1 protein-coding gene is annotated in these 24643 nt (G+C 65.3%); it reads left to right on the plus strand.

Annotation, left to right across the window (positions count from 1 at the left end):
- Nucleotides 1-3: 3 nt before the first annotated feature.
- Entirely contained in the window at nucleotides 4-24633 is a 24630-nt protein-coding gene (locus BFN03_RS19400) for a non-ribosomal peptide synthase/polyketide synthase (protein WP_070380386.1), read from the plus strand.
- Nucleotides 24634-24643: the final 10 nt, after the last annotated feature.

The following is a 24643-nucleotide window of genomic DNA, read 5'->3' on the forward strand; positions in this document are numbered from 1 at the left end:
TAGGTGTCATCGTTGAACGACCTCGATTTGAGTTCGGCGCGCTTCGGGTCGTCGACCGCCAACCTCCCGGAAACATCCGGCATCTTCCCTCTTTCGGCTGCTCAGCGCGGTATTTGGTTCGCTCAGCATCTCCTCGATGTCCCGATCGTGATCTCCCAGTACGTGGAGTTCACCGATCTCGATCTCGATGTCGAACTGCTGGCTGAGGTCGGGGACATCGCGGCATGTGAACTCGGAACCGGCATGCTGCGGATCGTCGAGAGAGACGGTGAACCGTTCCAGCTGATCGACGAGTCGCTCGGCCTCGAGTGGATTCACCTCGACTTCCGGTTCGAAGAGGATCCACACGCGGCCGCACATGCGTGGATGCGAGCCTACGACCGCGCACCGATGGACCTTTTGGGCGATCGGCTGGTCCGTGCCGCAACGCTCCGCCTGGGCGACAACCACTACTACGTGTACTCGCGGATCCACCACATTGCGCTCGACGGCTTCGGCGCGATGACGTTCATGAACCGGATTGCGAAGTTGTATGACGCGAGGGCGGAGGGGAGTGATCCGCCCAGGTTCCGGGCCAGTTCGCTGCGTGAAATCGTCGAGGACGAGGCGCGCTATCGCACGTCCAGTAGGTTCGCGAGGGATCGGCAATACTGGTCCGAACGAAGCCGCGACTTCCCGGATCCGATCAGTCTGGCGGGACGGTCGGAGGCCCCGGGACTGCCCTCCCTGGTGATCAGTGCCCCGCTACCGTCGACGACAGAAGCGGCGGTACAGCGACTGCTGATGCGGCAACCGGGTTCGATGTTCGCCACCGTGGCGGTGGCCGCGGTGGCGGCGTTCTTGTCTCGCCTGACAGGTGAAGACGATGTCGTGCTGAGTCTGCCGGTCTCGGCCCGCACCACTGCGAGGCTACGTAACTCCGGCGGCATGGTTTCGAATGTGGTGCCGATTCGTTTGCCGGTAGGGAACGAGACGACCGTCGCCGATCTGATGCGGTCCGCGCAACTCGAGTTGACGGGTGCGCTGCGGCACCAGCGGTACCGGCACGAGGACATTCGGCGGGACGCCGGGATCGGCGGGGGCCATCGGGGCCTCTTTGGTCCGTCGATCAACATCATGCTGTTCCAGAACGAGCTTCGAGTCGGTGACTCGGTCGGCCGCTTCAACGTGTTGGGTACCGGTCCCGTCGAGGATCTGAACGTGAATCTGTACCCCAGCATCACCGGCCAGGTGGCGCAGATCGACTTCGAGGCCAATCCGAATCTGTACACCGAGGAGGAGTTGCGCGGACACCACACGCGGTTCCTCGAGTTCCTCGCTGCTCTTGCCGATGCCCCGGCCGATCGCAGGATCGTCGATCTCGAGATTCTGTACGAGGACGAGGTTACGCATCTGGTACCTGCGCGGGGGCCGGAGCCTGAACCGGTACGTCTGCTGCCCGATCTGCTGGCCGAAGGTGTGGCCGCAGCTCCGGACGGCATCGCGATCCGTGCATCGGGTACGGAGATCACCTACCGGGATCTCGACGCCCGCTCCAACCGCTTGGCGCGGCTATTCATCGAAGAAGGCCTCGGTCCGGAGACGCGGGTCGCATTGAGTCTGCCTCGATCGGCGGAGTCGCTGATCGCGTTCTGGGCTATCGCCAAGTCTGGTGCCGCATTCGTGCCGATCGACCCGGATCTGCCCACCGAGCGCATCACGAACATGCTGGCTGACTCCGGAGCACCTATCGGAGTCACCACTGTCGGCCTGCGCGCAGATCTGCCGAACACCATCGACTGGATCGCGCTCGACGCAGATGCAACGATCCGGCGGTGTACAGACCTCTCCGGCGATGCGGTCACCGACAAGGATCGTCGGTCGGTACTTCGTGAGGACAATGCTGCGTACGTGATCTTCACATCGGGATCAACCGGTGTTCCCAAAGGGGTCGTCATAGCCCACACCGCGCTGGCGAACTACGCGGCTGGTGGGCGTCCCGAACTGGGCGTCACCGCGCGCTCCCGGGTGTTGCGCTTCTCGTCGGCGAGTTTCGATGCATCCCTCATAGAGATGCTTGGTGCGTTCAGCGCCGGGGCCACCATGGTGGTGGCGCCTCCGGATCTGATTGGCGGTACCGAACTGGTCGACCTGCTCCGCGACGAGCAGGTGACCCACATGATGTCGGCGCCCACGGTGATGAACACCATGGATCCGCGAACGCTCGAGCACCTCGAGGCAGTGCTGGTCGGCGGGGATGTATGCACCCCGGACCTTGTCGAACGCTTCGGGGGCGTCTGTCGCCTCACCAACGCCTACGGGCCCACCGAAAACACCATCGCCTCGACCTTGCTCAGTCCGCTTCGGCCGGGTGACCCGATCACCATCGGCACACCGATCCAGGGTGTGAGCGCAGTGGTACTCGACCGCCGACTCAGGCCGGTCCCGCTGGGAGTGGTGGGCGAGCTCTACTTGGCCGGTTCAGGTCTGGCGCGCGGATACCTCGATCGCCGAGGACTGACAGCAGATCGGTTCGTGGCCAACCCATTCGGAGAACCGGGTCAGCGTCTCTACCGCAGTGGAGATGAGGTGCGATGGGTGCGGTCGACTGCGGGGGACTATGCCCTCGAGTTCATCGGGCGATCAGATTCCCAGGTGAAGGTCCGTGGCTTCCGTATCGAACTCGGCGAGATCGATGCAGCCCTGCTGTCCCAGGCTGGAATCAACTTCGCCGCCACCGTTGTGCATCAAATTAGTGGTGGCACTACGGCTTTGGTCTCCTATGTGCGAGTCGACGACGGACGAGAGTTCGATCCTCAGGCGATCGTGGAGGGGGTCGCCACGATGGTGCCCTCACACATGGTGCCCGCCCTGGTGATGCAACTACACGAGGTACCGGTCACGGCCGCCGGCAAGCTCGACCGCAGTGCCCTACCCGCGCCACGGTTCGGCTCTGTCGGACGTGCATTCCGGGCCCCTTCTACGCCAGATGAGGAACTGCTCGCGGGCCTGGTCGCCGAGGTGCTCGGACTCGAACGGGTGAGTGTGGACGACTCTCTGTTCGCGTTGGGTGGCGACAGTATTATCGCGATGCAGATAGCAGCTCGAGCAAAGACCCTCGGGCTCGGCTTCACCGCGCGGACGGTATTCGAACGCAAGACCATCGCGGAGATAGCTCGGGCGGCGGCAGTGGAACCGGTCTCTGCCGTCCTCGAGGAGTTCGAGGGCGGTGGCGTCGGACGAATTCCATTGACCCCCATCATGTATGAGATGCTCGAGCGCGGATTCTTCAATGTCGGCTCGTTCAATGACTTCAGTCAGGTGTTGTTGCTGACGGCGCCGCGGGATGCCGACGAAGACCGGTTGAGGGCGACACTCGCGGCGGTCCTGGGTCATCATGATGTGCTGCGTTCGCGGTTCTACCGCGAGGGAAGTACCTGGGTTCTCGAAACCCTATCTGCCGAAGGTATTTCGGCCGACGATCTTGTTTCGAAAGTTCCGACCACTGCGGTGCCGGGGTCGTTGACCTTCAACGAGCTTGTGGTGTCCGAGAGTGCCGCTGCTGCGCGCCGCCTGGACCCCGAACGCGGAATCATGATCCAACTGGTGTGGCTCGCCCCACGATCGGCGGGAGTGCGCGGACGGTTGCTATTCGTGGCGCACCACTTGGTAGTGGACGGCGTGTCGTGGCGGGTGCTGCTACCGGACCTCGCAACGGCATGGCTGCAACTGGGCACGGGGCAGACCCCGGTCTTGGACCCGGTGGGCACCTCCTTCCGTCGCTGGGCGCACGGAGTCCGAGACAAGTCGGACAGCGGCACGCACATCGGTGAGCTGACGCACTGGCAACAGGTACTCGAAACCCGCGACCCCCTGATCGGATCGCGGGCGATCGACCCCGCTACCGACACGCTGCGCACTACCGAACGGATCACGATCGAGGTGAGCCCCGCGGTGACCGAGGCGGTGCTCACACAGCTGCCGGATGCATTCGGCTGCGGAATCCACGATGGCTTGCTCGCAGCGCTGACCATGGCAATTGTGGAATGGCGGCGTTCGGGCGGCGTAGACGAACCGTCGGTGCTGCTGACGCTCGAGGGACACGGGCGGGAGGAAGAAGCCGTTGCGGGCGCCGATCTCGCGCGCACTGTTGGCTGGTTCACCAGCGCTTACCCGGTCCGGCTGACCATGCCGGGGATCGATCTCGCCGAGGCCTTCGGTGGTGGACACGCCGCCGGTGCCCTCATCAAGGCCGTCAAGGAACAACTCCTCGCCGTGCCCGCTCGCGGTGTCGGCTTCGGAGTGCTCCGGCAACTCGACGACACCACCCGGCCGATCCTCGCTGCGCTTTCGGCACCCCAGATCAGTTTCAACTTTCTGGGCCGACAGGTTGGGCAGCAGAACGCGGACAAACTGCGCGGACTCGGGTGGACCCCCGACCTGTCGGCGCCGGATCTGCTCGCGACCAGTGGATCCGATATGGCGGTGGCGGCCGCCATCGACATCAATGCCCTCGTCGTCGACAGCTCGACAGGGGCACGGCTCACGGCGTCATTCGCCTTCCCGACCGGGGTTTTGCGTGACGCGGAAGTCGCTGCCCTAGCTGACTTGTGGCGCCGCGCCCTCGACGGTCTCGCTACCCATGCTCTGCTGCCCGGTGCGGGTGGCCTGACGCCGTCGGATCTGCCGCTCGTGTCGGTCAACCAGCGGCAGATCGAACGTTGGGAACGGCGGTACCCCGCGCTGCGGGACGTGTGGTCACTGTCGCCGCTACAGTCCGGTTTGCTATTTCACGCGAGCCTCGCGGCCGAGTCGATCGACGTCTACGCGGCGCAACTATGCATCGACCTCGAAGGGGCGGTCGATACAGTCCGTTTGCGGGCCGCTGCCGCCGATGTGCTTGCCCGCCATGCGAGCCTGCGTGCCGCCTTCGTCTACGACGAGTCAGGTGAGCCGGCGCAACTGGTCGTCGACGGGGTGGAGGTGCCGTGGCGGGAGGTCGATCTGACCGTCGACGGGATGGCTACAGGTTCCGAACTCGCCCGTCTCCTCGATGAGGATCGCGTCGCCAGCTTCGATCTCTCTCGGCCACCGCTGCTGCGGCTGTTGCTGATCCGCACGGCACCGGCACGGTACGTGCTCGCGATGACGAACCACCACATCATTCTCGACGGTTGGTCGATGCCACTGCTCGTGCGCGAATTGCTGACGAGCTACGCCAATGGTGGCTCGGTACCGGTGTCTGTGGAACCACCATCGTTTCGAACGTATCTCGATTGGCTCGCCCGCCGCGACCTCGATGCGTCTCGCCGCGCGTGGGATCACGCTTTGGCCGGCCTGGAAGAGCCGACACTGATGGCGCCCGGTGCGTCCCTGGTGCGCAACGACGTGCCTGCCCAAGTTGATATCGATTTGTCTCACAACATGATCGATTCGCTGACTGCATTGGTCAGGCGGCTCGGGATCACCATGAACACCGTGGTCCAGGCAGGGTGGGGGCTGCTGCTGTCTCGGCTGCTCTCGCGAGACGATGTCGTCCTCGGTACCACGGTGTCGGGTCGGCCCCCGCAGCTGCAGGACGTCGAGAACATGCTCGGGATGTTCATCAACTCAGTACCGGTGCGGGTGCGGCTGAATCGGGACGAGACCTTGGCTCAACTTCTCGGGCGATTGCAGACCGAGCAAGCGTTGCTGCTCGAGCATCACCACCTGGGGCTTGGCGAAATTCAGTCACGTGCAGGTCTGGGCAACCTGTTCGACACTTTGTCGGTGTTCCAGTCCTTTCCGATCGACAAGTCTGGGTTCGGCGAGAACGTCGATGTCGCCGGCATGCGGGTAACCGGTGTCGATGTTCGCAACGCCACCCACTATCCCCTGACCCTGGTCTCGACGCTCGAACCGCGCCTGCGGTTGAGTCTGCGCTACCAGCCAGGCCTCTTCGACCGAGACACCGTCGCCACGATGGCCGCACGATTGACAGCCATCCTCGAGACCATCGCCTACCGTGCGGATCGACCAATCGAAGACGTCGACCTCTTTGCTCCCGGTGAGCGGGGGTTGGTGCTCGATGCTTGGAATGACACCGGACGTGAGGTACCTCAGGGGTTGTTGCTGGATGGGTTCGCGGAGTGGGTGGTGCGGTCGCCGGATGCGGTGGCGGTGGTGTTCGAGGGTGAGTTGTTGACGTATGCGCAGTTCGATGCGCGGGTGAACCGGTTGGCGCGGTTGTTGATCGGTGCGGGGGTGGGGCCGGAGTCGTTGGTGGGCATCGGGATGCGCCGGTCGGTGGAGATGTTGGTCGGGATCTATGCGGTGTTGCGGGCGGGTGGGGCGTATGTGCCGGTCGACCCGGATCAACCCGCCGAACGCAACGAGTATGTGCTCGATACGGCGGCCCCGGTGTGTGTGTTGTCGACGTCCCGGGACGGTGTGGCCGTGTCCGGGCATCGGGTGGTCGATGTCGACGAGGTGGATGTGTCGGGGTATTCGCCGGCGCCGGTGGCCGAGTGCGAGTTGTTGGGGCCGGTGCGTGCGGAGAACCCTGCGTATGTGATTTTCACGTCGGGGTCCACCGGGCGGCCGAAGGGGGTGGCGGTGCCGCATGAGGGGATCGTGAATCGGTTGTTGTGGATGCAGCATCGGTATCCGATCGGGGTGGGTGATGTGGTGTTGCAGAAGACACCGGTCACGTTCGATGTGTCGGTGTGGGAGTTGTTCTGGCCGTTGCAGGCTGGTGCGCGTGTGGTGGTCGCGGAGCCGGGTGGGCATCGTGATCCGGGGTATCTCGAGGCGGTGATCCGGGAGCAGTCGGTTACCACGGTGCATTTCGTTCCGTCGATGCTCGAGGTGTTCTTGGGTGGGGCGGATGTGGCGGGGTGTGGTTCGTTGCGTCGGGTGTTTGCCAGTGGTGAGGCGTTGGGGGCGGCGACGGTGGCGCGGTTGCGTCGGGTGAGCGATGCGCAGTTGCACAATTTGTATGGGCCGACCGAGGCGTCGGTGGATGTGACGTATTACGAGACCGGTTCTGACGAGTCGGTGGTGCCGATTGGTGTTCCGGTGTGGAACACCCGCACGTATGTGCTTGATGCTCGTTTGCAGCCGGTGCCGGTGGGGGTGGCGGGGGAGTTGTATCTGGCTGGTGTGCAGTTGGCCCGGGGGTATCAGGGTCGTCCGGAGTTGTCGGCGGAGCGGTTCGTGGCGAATCCGTTTGTGGACACTGGTGCCGGTTCGTGTGCGGGTGCGGGGTCGCGGTTGTATCGGACGGGGGATCTGGTGCGGTGGAACCGGGACGGGCAGTTGGAGTTTTTGGGGCGCACGGATTTTCAGGTGAAGGTGCGGGGTCTGCGGATCGAGTTGGGGGAGATCGAGTCGGCTTTGGTGGAGCAGGATTCGGTCGCTCAGGCGGTGGTGGTGGTCCGTGATGGCGATCTCGGCCAGCAGTTGGTGGGGTATGTGATGCCTGCTGCGGGGTGCGTGGTCGATGCCGAGTCGGTGCGTGCGGTGGTGGGTGAGCGTGTGCCTTCGTACATGGTGCCGGATGCGGTGGTGGTGCTCGAGGGGTTCCCGTTGACGTCGAGCGGGAAGGTGGACCGGAAGGCGTTGCCGGCGCCGCAGTGGAAGGCGCGGGTGTTCCGGGCCCCGGTGACTCCGGTGCAGGAGATGGTGGCCGGGGTGTTCGCCGAGGTCCTCGGTGTCGAGCGGGTCGGGCTCGATGATGACTTCTTCGCGTTGGGTGGCAATTCGTTGGTCGCGACCCGGGTGGTGTCCCGGTTGGGTGCGGCGCTCGATACCCGGGTGCCGGTGCGGGTGTTGTTCGAGACGCCGTCGGTGGAGGGGTTGGCGGCGCGGGTCGAGGGGCATGCGGGTGAGGGTGGGCGTCCGGTGCTCGAGGCGGGTGTGCGGCCGGATCGGGTGCCGTTGTCGTTGGCGCAGCAGCGGTTGTGGTTCTTGAATCGGTTGGATCCGGAGTCGGCGGCGTACAACATGCCGGTGGCGTTGCGGTTGACCGGTGTGTTGGATGTGGCGGCGTTGTCGGCTGCAGTGGCTGATGTGGTGGGCCGGCACGAGGCGTTGCGGACGCTGTTCCCGGATTCGACGCAGGGGCCGTTCCAGGTGGTGGCGCCGGTGTCGCAGGTGCCGGTGGATCTGACCCCGGTGCCGGTGGCCGGGGAGGACGAACTACGGGACCGGGTGGCGCCGTTGTTGTCGCGGGGGTTCGACGTGACCGAGTCGGTGCCGGTGCGGGGGGCGTTGTTCCGGGTTTCGGAGTCCGAGCATGTGTTGGTGGTGGTGGTCCACCACATATGCGCGGATGGGTTCTCGACGGTGCCGTTGGCGCGGGATGTGTTGGTCGCGTATGCGGCCCGGTTGGCGGGGCACGAGCCGGGGTGGGCGCCGCTCGAGGTGCAGTACGCCGATTATGCGTTGTGGCAGCGGGAGTTGCTGGGGTCGGAGGACGATCCGGGATCGCTGCTGTCGCAGCAGATCGACTACTGGACGGGTGCGTTGGCGGGGTTGCCGGATGTGTTGGCGTTGCCGACGGATCGTCCGCGTCCGCCGGTGCGGTCGGGTGCCGGGGGCAGTGTGGAGTTCGTGGTGTCGGCGGCCACGGCGGGACAGTTGCACTCGTGGGCGCGGGAGCGGGGTGTGACCCCGTTCATGGTGGTGCATGCGGCGTTGTCGGTGGTGTTGGCGAAGCTCAGTGGCAGCACCGATGTGGCGGTGGGGTCGGCGGTGGCGGGCCGGGGTGAGGCGGCGCTCGATGATCTGGTGGGGATGTTCGTGAACACGGTGGTGTTGCGGGCCGAGTGTGATCCGGATGTGTCGTTCACCGATCTGGTGGATCGGGTGCGGGAGTCGGATCTCGAGGCGTTCGCGCATGCGGATGTGCCGTTCGAGCGGTTGGTGGAGGTGTTGAACCCGGTTCGGTCGCAGTCGTTCTCGCCTCTGTTTCAGGTGATGTTGGCGTTCCAGAATTACACCCAGTCCGAGGTGGTGTTGCCGGGGTTGACGGTGTCGCCGGTTGAGGTGGACTGGGTGGCGGCGCCGTTCGATTTGTCGGTCACTTTGGCGGAGTCGCCGGCCGGTGGGTATGAGGGGACCCTCGCGTATGCGACGGACATCTTCGATCCGGGGACGGTGGCGCAGATCGGGGAGCGGTTCGTGCGGGTGCTCGAGACGGTTCTCGACGATCCCGCGGTCGCGGTGGGAGACATCTCCATCGTCGGTGACGCCGAGCGGGGGTTGGTGCTCGATGCCTGGAATGACACCGAGCACCCGGTGCCGGAGGGGTTACTCCTGGATGGGTTCGCGGAGCAGGTGGTGCGGTCGCCGGATGCGGTGGCGGTGGTGTTCGAGGGGCAGTCGTTGACGTATGCGCAGTTCGATGCGCGGGTGAGTCAGCTGGCCCGGTTCCTGATCGGTGCGGGGGTGGGTCCGGAGTCGTTGGTGGGCATCGCTCTGCGTCGGTCGGTGGAGATGTTGGTCGGGATGTATGCGGTGTTACGGGCGGGTGGGGCGTATGTGCCGGTCGACCCGGACCAGCCGAGCGAACGGATCGCGCACGTGGTGGCCGTTGCTGATCCGGTGTTGGTTCTGGCGAGCACCGCCGATCGTGGCGGGTTCCCCGCGTCGGTGGAGGTAGTTGCGCCCGATGTTCTGGATGTCTCGGGATACTCCTCGGCGCCGGTGGCCGAGTCGGAACTGCTGGGGCCGGTGCGTGCGGAGAATCCGGCGTATGTGATTTTCACGTCTGGGTCCACCGGGCGCCCGAAGGGGGTGGCGGTCAGTCACCGAGCCGTAGTGAATCTGTTGTCGTGGATGGCTTTCGAGTACGGCTTCAGCGACTTCGATGTGGTGGTGCAGAAGGCACCGGTCACGTTCGATGTGTCGGTGTGGGAGTTGTTCCTGCCGTTGGCTGTCGGGGCCCGGATAGTGATCGCCCGGCCGGATGGGCATCGTGATCCGGAGTACATGCTGTCGCTGATCGAGAACGCCGGGGTCACGGTGGCGGAGTTCGTGCCGTCGATGCTGGGGACGTTCCTCGCCGACCCAAGTGCACAAATTCCTGCCTCGTTGCGGTTGGTGTATGTCGGTGGTGAGGAACTACCGGTGGATATGTGCGGGCGTCTGGCGGCGAAGTCGGATGCACGCCTCGACAACATGTATGGGCCGACCGAGGCCGCAGTCACCGTGACGTCCTACCGGTGTGATGACCGGCAGGTGCTCACCGTGCCCATCGGTGTTCCGGTGTGGAATACCCATACGTATGTGCTCGACGCTCGTTTGCAGCCGGTGCCGGTGGGGGTGGCGGGGGAGTTGTATCTGTCGGGTGCGCAGGTAGCCCGCGGGTATCAGGGTCGTCCGGATTTGACGGCGGAGCGGTTCGTGGCGGATCCGTTCGGTGCGGCGGGGTCGCGGTTGTATCGGACGGGGGATCTGGTGCGGTGGAACCGGGACGGGAATCTCGAGTTCCTCGGGCGCACGGATTTCCAGGTGAAGGTGCGGGGTCTGCGGATCGAGTTGGGGGAGATCGAGACGGCGTTGGTGGCCTGCGACGGGATAGCTCGGTCGGTGGTGGTGGTGCACGAGGGCGATCTGGGTCAGCAGTTGGTGGGGTATGTGGTGCCCGAGGTGGGGTGCACGGTCGAGGTCGATGTGGTGCGCGAGTCTGTTGGGCGGTCGTTGCCTGGGTACATGGTGCCGGATGTGGTGATGGTGCTCGAGGAGTTCCCGTTGACGTCGAGCGGGAAGGTGGATCGGAAGGCGTTGCCGGCACCGCAGTGGAAGGCGAGGGTGTTCCGGGCGCCGGTGACTCCGGTGCAGGAGATCGTGGCCGGGGTGTTCGCCGAGGTCCTCGGTGTCGAGCGGGTCGGGCTCGATGATGATTTCTTCGCGTTGGGTGGTAATTCGTTGGTCGCGACCCGGGTGATCGCGCGCCTCAACACCATTTTGGGTAGTGCACTGGGCGTGCGGGTGTTGTTCGAGGCATCGTCGGTGGAGGCGCTGGCGGTGCGGGTCGAGGGGCATTCAGGTGAGGGTGGGCGTCCGGCCTTGGTGGCCGGTGTGCGGCCGGATCGGGTGCCGTTGTCGTTGGCGCAGCAGCGGTTGTGGTTTTTGAATCGGCTGGATCCGGAGTCGGCGGCGTACAACATTCCGGTGGCGTTGCGCTTGACGGGTGAGCTGGATGTGGCGGCGTTGTCGGCGGCGGTGGCCGATGTGGTGGGCCGGCACGAGGCGTTGCGAACGGTGTTCCCGGATTCGGTGCAGGGGCCGTTCCAGGTGGTGGTGCCGGTATCGCAGGTGCCGGTGGATTTGACCCCGGTTGTGGTGGCCGGTGAGGGCGAGTTGCTCGATCGTGCCGAAGCGTTGTTGACACAGGGTTTCGATGTCACCGAGTCGGTGCCGATGCGTGGGGCGTTGTTCGAGTGCGCTGCGGACGAGTTCGTGTTGGTGGTGGTGGTGCACCATATTTGCGCGGATGGGTTCTCGACGGTGCCGTTGGCGCGGGATGTGTTGGCCGCGTATGCGGCCCGGCTCGCCGGGCACGAGCCCGGGTGGGCGCCGCTCGAGGTGCAGTACGCCGATTATGCGTTGTGGCAGCGAGAGCTGCTGGGGTCGGAGGACGATCCGGAATCGCTGGCGGGCCGGCAGATCGACTACTGGACGGGTGCGTTGGCGGGGTTGCCGGAGGTGTTGGCGTTGCCGACGGATCGTCCGCGGCCTGCGGTGCGGTCGGGTGCCGGTGGCAGTGTGGAGTTTGTCGTGTCGGCGGCGGTGGCCGAGCGGATGCATGTGTTTGCGCGGGAGCGGGGGGTGACTGCGTTCATGGTGGTGCATGCGGCGTTGGCGGTGGTGTTGGCGAAGCTCAGTGGCAGCACCGATGTGGCGGTGGGGTCGGCGGTCGCGGGCCGGGGCGAGGCGGCGCTCGATGATCTGGTGGGGATGTTCGTGAACACGGTGGTGTTGCGGGCCGAGTGTGATCCGGATCTGTCGTTCGCCGATCTGGTGGATCGGGTGCGGGAGTCGGATCTCGAGGCGTTTGCGCATGCGGATGTGCCGTTCGAGCGGTTGGTGGAGGTGTTGAATCCGACACGGTCGCAGTCGTTCTCGCCTCTGTTTCAGGTGATGTTGGCGTTCCAGAATTACACCCAGTCCGAGGTGGTGTTGCCGGGGTTGACGGTGTCGCCGGTTGCGGTGGACTGGACGGCGGTACAGACCGATCTGTCGATGATCGTTACCGAATCACCGGTCGGCGGGTATGTGGGGACCCTCGCGTATGCGACGGACATCTTCGATCCGGGGACGGTGGCGCAGATCGGGGAGCGGTTCGTGCGGGTGCTCGAGACGGTTCTCGACGATCCCGCGGTGGCGGTGGGAGATATTTCGATCGTCGGTGACGACGAGCGGCACCGGATGGTCTCGGAGTGGAATGACACCGGACGTGAGGTACCTCAGGGGTTGTTGCTGGATGGGTTCGCGGAGTGGGTGGTGCGGTCGCCGGATGCGGTGGCGGTGGTGTTCGAGGGTGAGTTGTTGACGTATGCGCAGTTCGATGCGCGGGTGAACCGGTTGGCCCGGTATCTGATCGGTGCGGGGGTGGGCCCGGAGTCGTTGGTGGGCATCGGGATGCGCCGGTCGGTGGAGATGTTGGTCGGGATGTATGCGGTGTTGCGGGCGGGTGGGGCGTATGTGCCGGTCGATCCGGATCAGCCCCGTGAGCGCAACGAGTATGTGCTCGGGACAGCCGCCCCGGTGTGTGTGTTGTCGACGTCCCGGGACGGATTCGTGGTTTCGGGGCATCGGGTGGTCGATGTCGACGAGGTGGATGTGTCGGGGTATTCGCCGGCGCCGGTGGCCGAGTGCGAGTTGTTGGGTCCGGTGCGGTCGGAGAACCCGGCGTATGTGATTTTCACGTCGGGGTCGACGGGGCACCCGAAGGGGGTGGCGGTGCCGCATGAGGGGATCGTGAATCGGTTGTTGTGGATGCAGCATCGGTATCCGATCGGGGCGGGTGATGTGGTGTTGCAGAAGACACCGGTCACGTTCGATGTGTCGGTGTGGGAGTTGTTCTGGCCGTTGCAGGCTGGTGCGAGTGTGGTGGTCGCGGAGCCGGGTGGGCATCGCGATCCGGGGTATCTCGAGGCGGTGATCCGGGAGCAGTCGGTTACCACGGTGCATTTCGTTCCGTCGATGCTCGAGGTGTTCTTGGGTGGGGCGGATGTGGCGGGGTGTGGTTCGTTGCGTCGGGTGTTTGCCAGTGGTGAGGCGTTGGCGCCGGCGACGGTGGCGCGGTTGCGTCGGGTGAGCGATGCGCAGTTGCACAATTTGTATGGGCCGACCGAGGCGTCGGTGGATGTGACGTATTACGAGACCAGTTCCGACGAGTCGGTGGTGCCGATTGGTGTTCCGGTGTGGAACACCCGCACGTATGTTCTCGACGCTCGTCTGCAGCCGGTGCCGGTGGGGGTGGCGGGGGAGTTGTATCTGGCTGGTGTGCAGTTGGCCAGGGGGTATCAGGGTCGTCCGGATTTGTCGGCGGAGCGGTTCGTGGCGAATCCGTTTGCGGACACTGGTGCCGGTTCGTGTGTGGGTGCGGGGTCGCGGTTGTATCGGACGGGGGATCTGGTGCGGTGGAACCGGGACGGGAATCTCGAGTTCCTCGGGCGCACGGATTTCCAGGTGAAGGTGCGGGGTCTGCGGATCGAGTTGGGGGAGATCGAGACTGCGTTGGTGGCCTGCGACGGCATCGCGCAGGCGGTGGTGGTGGTGCACGAGGGTGATCTGGGTCAGCAGTTGGTGGGGTATGTGGCAGCCGACAGTGGCCGGACCATCGACACCGAAGCCGTGCGTGGTGCCATCAGACGGTCGCTTCCTGGGTACATGGTGCCGGATGTGGTGATGGTGCTCGAGGAGTTCCCGTTGACGTCGAGCGGGAAGGTGGACCGGAAGGCGTTGCCGGCACCGCAGTGGAAGGCGCGCGAGTTCCGGGCGCCGGTGACTCCGGTGCAGGAGATCGTGGCGGAGATTTATGCCGAGGTCCTCGGTGTGGAGCGGGTCGGCCTCGATGACGATTTCTTCGCGTTGGGCGGCAATTCGTTGGTCGCGACCCGGGTGATCGCGCGCCTCAACACCATTTTGGGTAGTGCACTGGGCGTGCGGGTGTTGTTCGAGGCATCGTCGGTGGAGGGGTTGGCGGCGCGGGTCGAGCGGCACGCGGGTGAGGGTGGGCGTCCGGTGCTCGAGGCGGGTGTGCGGCCGGATCGGGTGCCGTTGTCGTTGGCGCAGCAGCGTATGTGGTTCTTCAACCAGTTTGATCCGGAATCGGCGGCATTCAACATGCCCGCGGCGTTGCGCTTGACGGGTGTGTTGGATGTGGCGGCGTTGTCGGCTGCGGTGGCTGATGTGGTGGGCCGGCACGAGGCGTTGCGGACGGTGTTCCCGGATTCGGTGCAGGGGCCGTCGCAGGTGGTGGTGCCGGTCTCGCAGGTGCCGGTGGATTTGAGCCCGGTGCCGGTGGCCGGTGAGGGCGAGTTGCTCGATCGTGCCGAAGCGTTGTTGACACAGGGTTTCGATGTCACCGAGTCGGTGCCGGTGCGGGGCGCGTTGTTCCGGGTCTCGGAGTCCGAGCATGTGTTGGTGATGGTGGTGCACCATATTTCCGCTGATGGTGGGTCGCTGGCGCCATTGGCCCGGGATCTTGTGGCCGCGTATGCGGCCCGCCACGCTGGGCACGAGCCGGGGTGGGCGCCGCTCGAGGTGCAGTACGCCGATTATGCCTTGTGGCAACAACGCGTGCTGGGGTCGGAGGATGACCCGGGGTCGTTGCTATCACAGCAGTTATCTTATTGGACAACGGTGTTGGAGGACCTGCCGGATCTGGTCGAGTTGCCGACCGATCATCCTCGTCCCGCGGTTCAATCGCCGCGAGGGGCGCGAGTGGATTTCGTGTTGCCGGCTGATCTCGCGGATCGGATCGATCGGTTGGCGCGGGAGCATCAGGCGACGTTCTTCATGGTGGCGCATGCGGCGTTGGCGGTGTTGGTGGCGCGACTCAGTGGCAGCGAGGATATTCCGATCGGGACGCAGATCGCTGGCCGTGGAGAGGCGGCGCTCGACGATCTGGTGGGGATGTTCGGGAACACATTGGTGTTGCGCACCCGGATTGCGGGCACGGCGTCGTTCACGGAGGTGCTGGCTCAGGTTCGAGAGGTTGATCTGGCCGGTTTCGGTAACCCGGATGTTCCGTTGGAGCGGCTGGTGGAGATATTGAATCCGGCTCGGTCGATGGCGTATTCGGCGTTGTTCCAGGTCTTGTTGGTTGTGCAAAACTTTGCCGAGTCGCGGGTGTCGTTGCCTGGGTTGGAGATCGACCCGGTCGATACGGGTTCGGTGGGTGCAAAGTTGGATCTGGAATTGGATCTGGTCGACCGGTTCGATGCGGATGGGCGGCGCACCGGGATCGTCGGGACGTTGACGTACGCGCTGGATTTGTTCGAGGAGCCGACAGTGGCGGGGTTCGGTGCCATGTTCACCGCGATACTCGAGGCGGTCACAGCGGATGCGACGGTGCCGGTGGGGCGTATCGAGTTGCGCAGCCCCGCCGAATGTCGGGCCGTCGATGGTTGGAATGACACCAGGCGTGAGGTGTTGGACGGGTTGTTGCTGGACGGGTTCGCGGGGCAGGTGGTGCGGACGCCGGACGCGGTGGCGGTGGTGTTCGAGGGGCAGTCGTTGACGTATGCGCAGTTCGATGCGCGGGTCAACCGGTTGGCCCGGTTCCTGATCGAGGAGGGGGTGGGCCCTGAATCGTTGGTGGCGGTGGGGATGCGCCGGTCGGTGGAGTTGTTGGTCGGGATGTATGCGGTGTTGCGGGCGGGTGGGGCGTATGTGCCGGTCGACCCGGATCAGCCGCGCGAGCGCAACGAGTATGTGCTCGATACGGCGGGACCGGTGTGTGTGTTGTCGACGTCCCGGGACGGATTCGTCGTGTCGGGGCGTCGGGTGGTCAATGTCGACGAGGTGGATGTGTCGGGGTTTTCCTTGGCGCCGGTGGCCGAGTCGGAACTGTTGGGACCGGTGCGGTCGGAGAACCCGGCTTATGTGATTTTCACGTCGGGGTCCACCGGGCGTCCGAAGGGGGTGGCGGTCACTCACCGCGCTGTGGTCAATCAGATGGTTTGGATGCGGGAGCGTTACGGTCTCGGTTCAGGCGACACGGTGCTGCACAAGACTCCGGTCACCTTCGATGCGTCGGTGTGGGAACTGTTCTACCCGCTGCAGGTGGGCGCTCGGTTGGTGGTGGCGGAGCCGGGTGGGCATCGCGATCCCGAATACTTGATCCGAACCGCTCAGCGGTGGGAGATCACGATCTTGGAGTTCGTGCCGTCGATGCTCGCGCTGTTCTTGTCGGCAGACTCGGCGCTAGATCTGCCGGCAACATTGCGGTATGTGTCAGTCGGTGGTGAGGCGCTACCAGCGGAGGTGGCATCTCGGTTCGCCAACCGTTCGGATGCTTTGTTGGACAACACGTATGGGCCGACAGAGGGGACTGTGACCACGACGGTGTTCCGTTGTTCACCGGAGTCGGGAACCGGTTCGGGTTCGGGCCCGGTCCCGATCGGAGCGCCGATCCGCAATACTGCCGCCCATGTCCTCGACCGTGGTTTGCGTCCGGTGCCGGTGGGGGTGGCGGGGGAGTTGTATCTGTCGGGTGTGCAGGTGGCCCGCGGGTACCAGAACCGCCCGGACTTGACGGCGGAGCGGTTCGTGGCCGCTCCGTTCGGTGCGGCGGGGTCGCGGTTGTATCGGACTGGGGATCTGGTGCGGTGGAACCGGGACGGGAATCTCGAGTTCCTCGGGCGCACGGATTTCCAGGTGAAGGTGCGGGGCCTGCGGATCGAGTTGGGGGAGATCGAGACGGCGTTGGTGGCCTGCGACGGCATCGCGCAGTCGGTGGTGGTGGTGCACGAGGGCGATCTGGGTCAGCAGTTGGTGGGGTATGTGGTGCCCGAGGTGGGGTGCACGGTCGAGGTCGATGTGGTGCGCGAGTCTGTTGGGCGGTCGCTCCCGGTCTACATGGTGCCGGATGTGGTGATGGTGCTCGAGGGGTTCCCGTTGACGTCGAGCGGGAAGGTGGATCGGAAGGCGTTGCCGGCGCCGCAGTGGAAGGCGCGGGAGTTCCGGGCGCCGGTGACTCCGGTGCAGGAGATGGTGGCGGGGGTGTTCGCCGAGGTCCTCGGTGTCGAGCGGGTCGGGCTCGATGATGATTTCTTCGCGTTGGGCGGTAATTCGTTGGTCGCGACCCGGGTGATCGCGCGCCTCAACACCATTTTGGGTAGTGCACTGGGCGTGCGGGCGTTGTTCGAGGCGTCCACGGTGGAGGGGCTGGCGGCGCGGGCTGAGCGGCATGCGGGTGAGGGTGGTCGTCCGGTGCTCGAGGCGGGTGTGCGGCCGGATCGGGTGCCGTTGTCGTTGGCGCAGCAGCGGTTGTGGTTCTTGAATCGGTTGGATCCGGAGTCGGCGGCGTACAACATTCCGGTGGCGTTGCGCTTGACGGGTGAGCTGGATGTGGCGGCGTTGTCGGCGGCGGTGGCCGATGTGGTGGGCCGGCACGAGGCGTTGCGGACGGTGTTCCCGGATTCGGTGCAGGGCCCGTTCCAGGTGGTGGTGCCGGTGTCGCAGGTGCCGGTGGATTTGACCCCGGTGCCGGTGACGGCGGAGGAGATGAATGCGCGGATTGCGGGATTGGCGAGTCCCGGGTTCGATGTGACCGCTGAGGTTGCGGTTCGGGTGAGGTTGTTCAGGGTCTCGGAGTCCGAGCATGTGTTGGTGGTGGTGGTCCACCACATTTGCGCGGATGGGTTCTCGACCGGACCGTTGGCGCGGGATGTGATGGTGGCGTACGCGGCCCGGCTCGCCGGGCACGAACCCGGGTGGGCATCGTTGTCGAACCAGTACGCGGATTACGCCCTGTGGCAGCGTGAGCTCCTCGGGTCGGAGGACGATCCGGGATCGCTGCTGTCGCAGCAGATCGGGTATTGGACGGGTGCGTTGGCGGGGTTGCCGGAGGTGTTGGCGTTGCCGACGGATCGTCCGCGGCCTGCGGTGCGGTCGGGTGCCGGGGGCAGTGTGGAGTTCGTGGTGTCGGCGGCGGTGACCGAGCGGATGCATGTGTTTGCGCGGGAGCGGGGGGCGACGCCGTTCATGGTGGTGCATGCGGCGTTGGCGGTGGTGTTGGCGAAGCTCAGTGGCAGCACCGATGTGGCGGTGGGGTCGGCGGTGGCTGGCCGGGGCGAGGCGGCGCTCGACGATCTGGTGGGGATGTTCGTGAACACCCTGGTGCTGCGGGCCGAGTGTGATCCGGATCTGTCGTTCGCCGATCTGGTGGATCGGGTGCGGGAGTCGGATCTCGAGGCGTTCGCGCATGCGGATGTGCCGTTCGAGCGGTTGGTGGAGGTGTTGAATCCGACACGGTCGCAGTCGTTCTCACCTCTGTTCCAAGTGATGTTGGCGTTCCAGAATTACACCCAGTCTCAGGTTGAGCTGCCGGGGTTGATGGTGTCGCCGGTTGCGGTGGACTGGACAGCGGCACAGTTTGACCTGTCGGTAACTCTCGGTGAGGGGGACGACGGTGGCTACATGGGCGCGCTGGTGTATGCGACGGATATCTTCGATCCGGGGACGGCGGCGCAGATCGCGGAGCGGTTCGTGCGGGTGCTCGAGACGGTTCTCGACGATCCCGCGGTGGCGGTGGGCGACCTTTCCGTCGTAGGCGACGACGAGCGGCACCGGATGGTCTCGGAGTGGAACGACACCGGACGTGAGGTACCTCAGGGGTTGTTGCTGGATGGGTTCGCGGAGCAGGTGGTGCGGTCGCCGGATGCGGTGGCGGTGGTGTTCGAGGGGCAGTCGTTGACGTATGCGCAGTTCGATGCGCGGGTCAACCAGGTGGCGCGGTTGTTGATCGATGCCGGGGTGGGGCCGGAGTCGTTGGTGGGCATCGGGATGCGCCGGTCGGTGGAGATGTTGGTCGGGATGTATGCGGTGTTGCGGGCGGGTGGGGCATATGTGCCGGTCGACCCGGATCAACCCGCCGAACGCAACGAGTATGTGTTCGATACGGCGGGACCGGTGTGTGTGTTGTCGACGGCCCGGGACGGATTCGTCGTGTCGGGGTATCGGGTGGTCAATATCGACGAGGTGGATGTGTCGGGGTATTCGCCGGCGCCGGTGGCCGAGTGCGAGTTGCTGGGGCCGGTGCGGGCGGAGAACCCGGCGTATGTGATTTTCACGTCGGGGTCCACCGGGCGGCCGAAGGGGGTGGCGGTCAGCCACCGGGCGATCGCCAACCTCCTGTCGTGGATGGTCTCGGAGTACGGGTTCACCGACTCCGATGTGGTGGTACAGAAGGCGCCGATCACGTTCGACGTATCGGTGTGGGAGTTGTTCCTGCCGCTGACGGTCGGCGCAAAGTTGGTGGTCGCTCGGCCGGATGGGCATCGTGATTCGGAGTACATGTTGTCGCTGATCGGCGATGCCGGGGTCACGGTGGCGGAGTTCGTGCCGTCGATGCTGGGCGCCTTCCTCGCGGACCCAGAGGTGCAGATCCCCGACTCGTTGCGGTTGGTGTATGTCGGTGGTGAGGAATTGCCGGTGGATATGTTCGGGCGTCTGGCGGCGAAGTCGGATGCCCGCCTCGACAACATGTACGGCCCTACCGAGGCCGCAGTCACGGTGACGTCCTACCGGTGTGATGACCGGGATGTGCTCACCGTGCCGATCGGCGTCCCGGTGTGGAACATCCATACGTATGTACTCGACGCTCGTCTGCATCCGGTGCCGGTGGGAGTGGCCGGGGAGTTGTATCTGGGTGGGATCCAGTTGGCCCGGGGGTATCAGGGTCGCCCGGAGTTGTCGGCGGAGCGGTTCGTGGCGGATCCGTTCGGTGCGGCGGGGTCGCGGTTGTATCGGACGGGGGATCTGGTGCGGTGGAACCGGGACGGGCAGTTGGAGTTTGTGGGGCGCACTGATTTTCAGGTGAAGGTGCGGGGTCTGCGGATCGAGTTGGGGGAGATCGAATCCGCGTTGGTGACCGATGATTCGGTCGCTCAGGCGGTGGTGGTGGTGCACGAGGGCGATCTCGGCCAGCAGTTGGTGGGGTATGTGGTGCCGGAGATGGGCTGGTCGGTGGACACCGAGGCGGTGCGCGAGTCTGTTGGGCGGTCGTTGCCTGCGTACATGGTGCCGGATGTGGTGATGGTCCTCGATGAGTTCCCGTTGAGTTCGGCGGGGAAGGTGGATCGGAAGGCGTTGCCTGTGCCAGTGTGGGCGCCGCGCGAGTTCCGGGCGCCGGTGACTCCGGTGCAGGAGATCGTGGCGGAGATCTTCGCCGAGGTCCTCGGTGTGGAGCGGGTCGGCCTCGATGACGATTTCTTCGCGTTGGGTGGCAATTCGTTGGTCGCGACCCGGGTGATCGCACGGTTGGGTGCGGCGTTGGACGCGCGGGTGCCGGTGCCGGTGATTTTCGAGGCGTCGACGGTGGAGGCGTTGGCGGTGCGGGTCGAGGGGCATGCGGGTGAGGGTGGGCGTCCGGTGCTCGAGGCGGGTGTGCGGCCGGGTCGGGTGCCGTTGTCGTTGGCGCAGCAGCGGTTGTGGTTCTTGAATCGGTTGGATCCGGGGTCGGCGGCGTACAACATTCCGGTGGCGTTGCGGTTGTCCGGTGTGTTGGATGTGGCGGCGTTGTCGGCGGCGGTGGCCGATGTGTTGGGCCGGCACGAGACGTTGCGAACGGTGTTCCCGGATTCGGCGCAGGGGCCGTTCCAGGTGGTGGTGCCGGTGTCGCGGGTGCGGGTCGATTTGACCCCCGTACCGGTGGCTGGTGAGGGCGAGTTGCTCGATCGTGCCGAAGCGTTGTTGACACAGGGTTTCGATGTCACCGAGTCGGTGCCGGTGCGGGGAGCGTTGTTCGAGTGTGGTGCGGACGAATTCGTGTTGGTGATGGTGGTGCACCATATTTGCGCGGATGGGTTCTCGACGGCGCCGTTGGCCCGGGATGTGATGGTGGCGTATGCGGCCCGTCGGGCAGGACACGAGCCGGGGTGGCCGCCGCTCGAGGTGCAGTACGCGGATTATGCGTTGTGGCAGCGGGAGTTTCTCGGGTCGGAGGACGATCCTGAATCGTTGGCCGGCCAGCAGATCGAGTATTGGTCGGGGGCGTTGGCGGGGTTGCCGGATGTGGTGGCGTTGCCGACGGATCGGCCGCGGCCTGCGGTGCGGTCGGGTGCCGGTGGCAGTGTCGAGTTCGTCGTGTCGGCAGCCACGGTGGGTCGGATGCACTCGTTCGCACGGGAGCGGGGGGTGACTGCGTTCATGGTGGTGCATGCGGCGTTGTCGGTGGTGTTGGCGAAGCTTAGTGGGTCGACCGATATTGCGGTGGGGTCGGCGGTGGCGGGCCGGGGTGAGGCGGCGCTCGATGATGTGGTGGGGATGTTCGTGAACACCCTGGTGCTGCGGGCCGAGTGTGATCCGGATCTGTCGTTCACCGAGTTGGTGGATCGGGTGCGGGAGTCGGATCTCGAGGCGTTCGCGCATGCGGATGTGCCGTTCGAGCGTGTGGTGGAGGTGTTGAATCCGGTTCGTTCGCAGTCGTTCTCGCCGTTGTTTCAGGTGATGTTGGCGTTCCAGAACTTCGGGCGGTCTCAGGTGGAGTTGCCGGGTTTGACGGTGTCGCCGGTTCAGGTGGATTGGGCGGCGGCGCCGTTCGATTTATCGATGTCGCTTGGTGAGGCGGCCGACGGCGGGTACGAGGGGGCGTTGGTGTTTGCGACGGACATCTTCGATGCCGGCACGGCGGCGGGAATCGCGGAGCGGTTCGTGCGGGTGCTCGAGTCGGTGGCGGAGGATCCGTCGGTTCGGGTGGGGGATGTGTCTGTTCTCGATGCTGCGGAGCGGGCGTTGGTGCTCGATCGGTGGAATGACACGGGGCACCCGGTGCCCGACACCTCTTTGATGGGGTTGTTCGCGGAGTGGGTGGTGCGGTCGCCGGATGCGGTGGCGGTGGTGTTCGAGGGGCAGTCGTTGACGTATGCGCAGTTCGATGCGCGGGTCAACCAGGTGGCCCGGTTCCTGATCGATGCCGGGGTGGGCCCGGAGTCGTTGGTGGGCATCGGGATGCGCCGGTCGGTGGAGATGGTGGTCGGGATCTATGCGGTGTTGCGGGCGGGTGGGGCGTATGTGCCGGTCGATCCGGATCAGCCCCGCGAGCGCAACGAGTATGTGCTCGGGACAGCCGCCCCGGTGTGTGTGTTGTCGACGTCCCGGGACGGATTCGTGGTTTCGGGGCATCGGGTGGTCAACCTCGACGAGGTGGATGTGTCGGGGTATTCGCCGGCGCCGGTGGCCGAGTGCGAGTTGTTGGGTCCGGTGCGGTCGGAGAACCCGGCGTATGTGATTTTCACGTCCGGGTCGACGGGGCGGCCGAAGGGGGTGGCGATCAGCCACCGGGCGATCGTCAACCTCCTGTCGTGGATGATCTCCGAATACGGGTTCACCGACTCCGATGTGGTGGTGCAGAAGGCGCCGATTACGTTCGACGTGTCGGTGTGGGAGTTGTTCCTGCCGTTGGCGATCGGGGCCCGGATAGTGATCGCCCGGCCGGACGGACACCGTGATCCGGAGTACATGCTGTCGCTGATCAAGAACGCCGGGGTTACGGTGACGGAGTTCGTGCCGTCGATGCTGGGCGCCTTCCTCGCGGACACCGAGGTGCAGATCCCCGACTCGTTGCGATTGATACATGTCGGTGGCGAGGAATTGCCGGTGGATATGTTCGGGCGTCTGGCGGCGAAGTCGGATGCACGCCTGGACAACGTGTATGGGCCGACCGAGGCGGCAGTGAGTGTCAGCTACTACCGGTGTGATGACCGGGATGTGCTCACCGTGCCGATCGGCGTCCCGGTGTGGAACACCCATACGTATGTACTCGACGCTCGTCTGCATCCGGTGCCGGTGGGGGTGGCCGGGGAGTTGTATGTGGGTGGTGTACAGGTGGCACGCGGGTACCAGAACCGCCCGGATTTGACGGCGGAGCGGTTCGTGGCCGCTCCGTTCGGTGCGGCGGGGTCGCGGTTGTATCGGACGGGGGATCTGGCGCTGTGGAACCGGGACGGGAATCTCAAGTTCCTCGGGCGCACGGATTTCCAGGTGAAGGTGCGGGGTCTGCGGATCGAGTTGGGGGAGATCGAGGCGGCGTTGGTGGCCTGCGACGGCATCGCTCAGGCGGTGGTGGTGGTACACGAGAGCGATCTCGGCCAGCAACTGGTGGGGTATGTGATGCCTGCTGCGGGGTGCGTGGTCGATGCCGAGTCGGTGCGTGCGGTGGTGGGTGAGCGTGTGCCTTCGTACATGGTGCCGGATGTGGTGATGGTCCTCGAGGAGTTCCCGTTGACGTCGAGCGGGAAGGTGGACCGGAAGGCGTTGCCGGCGCCGCAGTGGAAGGCTCGGGTGTTCCGGGCGCCGGTGACTCCGGTGCAGGAGATGGTGGCGGGGGTGTTCGCCGAGGTCCTCGGTGTGGAGCGGGTCGGCCTCGACGATGATTTCTTCGCGTTGGGTGGCAATTCGTTGGTCGCGACCCGGGCGATGTCTCGGTTGGCAAGCGAAGTCAGCATTCCTGTTCCCTTGCAATGGTTTTTCTCCGATCCGACGGTGGAGGCGTTGTCTGGCCGCATCGTTGCCGGTATCGACGGTTCAGCCGGGAAAGACTCGGCCGGAGCAGGCTTCGGTCCACTGCTCACCCTTCGGGAAGCCGGCACCGCGACGCCGGTGTTCTGCATCCACCCGATCGTGGGATTGTCCTGGTGCTACGCAGGTCTGACACAGCATCTCGACGGCGATGTGCCCGTCTACGGTGTCCAAACTCCCGCGATCCACGAGGAGAGTTTTGTGCCGGAGTCTCTCGAGGAACTCGCAGACCGATACATCAGTGAGATCCGCAAGGTCCGGCCGGATGGGCCGTATCGGCTGCTGGGCTGGTCCTTGGGCGGTGCCATCGCTCATGCGATGGCGATCCAACTGCAGGCGGCTGGTGAGCGGGTGGAGGTGTTGGCCATGCTGGACAGCTTCATCGAGTCGAACGTGGCTGGTTCGGCTGATGACGTCGCCATGGGCGAGTTGCTGGGCGCGTTCGGCGTCGAAGAGGACGCCGCAGGAACCAATGCCTCCGATCTGAGCCTCGACGTTGTCACAGCGGAATTGGCCAGGCTGACGGGGCGGTCCGCAGAACAAGCCGAAGAGATCGTTGGGCGACTCTGGTCTGCGGCGGAACGCAATTCGCGGTTGATGGCCGAGTATCGACCGGAGCGTTTCGAAGGAGACATCGTGTTCTTCACGGCCGCTGCTGATGCTCCCACGGATACGCGGGCAGAGCAGGAGTGGAGCAAGGCGGTCACGGGAAAGGTATGCGACCACCCGGTCCCGGCTACGCATTGGCGGATGACGTCTCCTGATGCTCTGGCTCTCGTCGGCCCGATCTTGAACGACGTCTTGGCGCCGACAGGCCTGAGTTCGAGCGATGTGGCCGACGGGGAATCGCCGACCGAGGGAACGCTCGGTTCGTCTGCGATCGCGCCATCCCAGGCAATAGCGGGCGGGTCATGAGTTTCGGGCG

It is taken from the genome of Rhodococcus sp. WMMA185 (assembly GCF_001767395.1).
In the GTDB taxonomy this organism is placed as follows: domain Bacteria; phylum Actinomycetota; class Actinomycetes; order Mycobacteriales; family Mycobacteriaceae; genus Rhodococcus_F.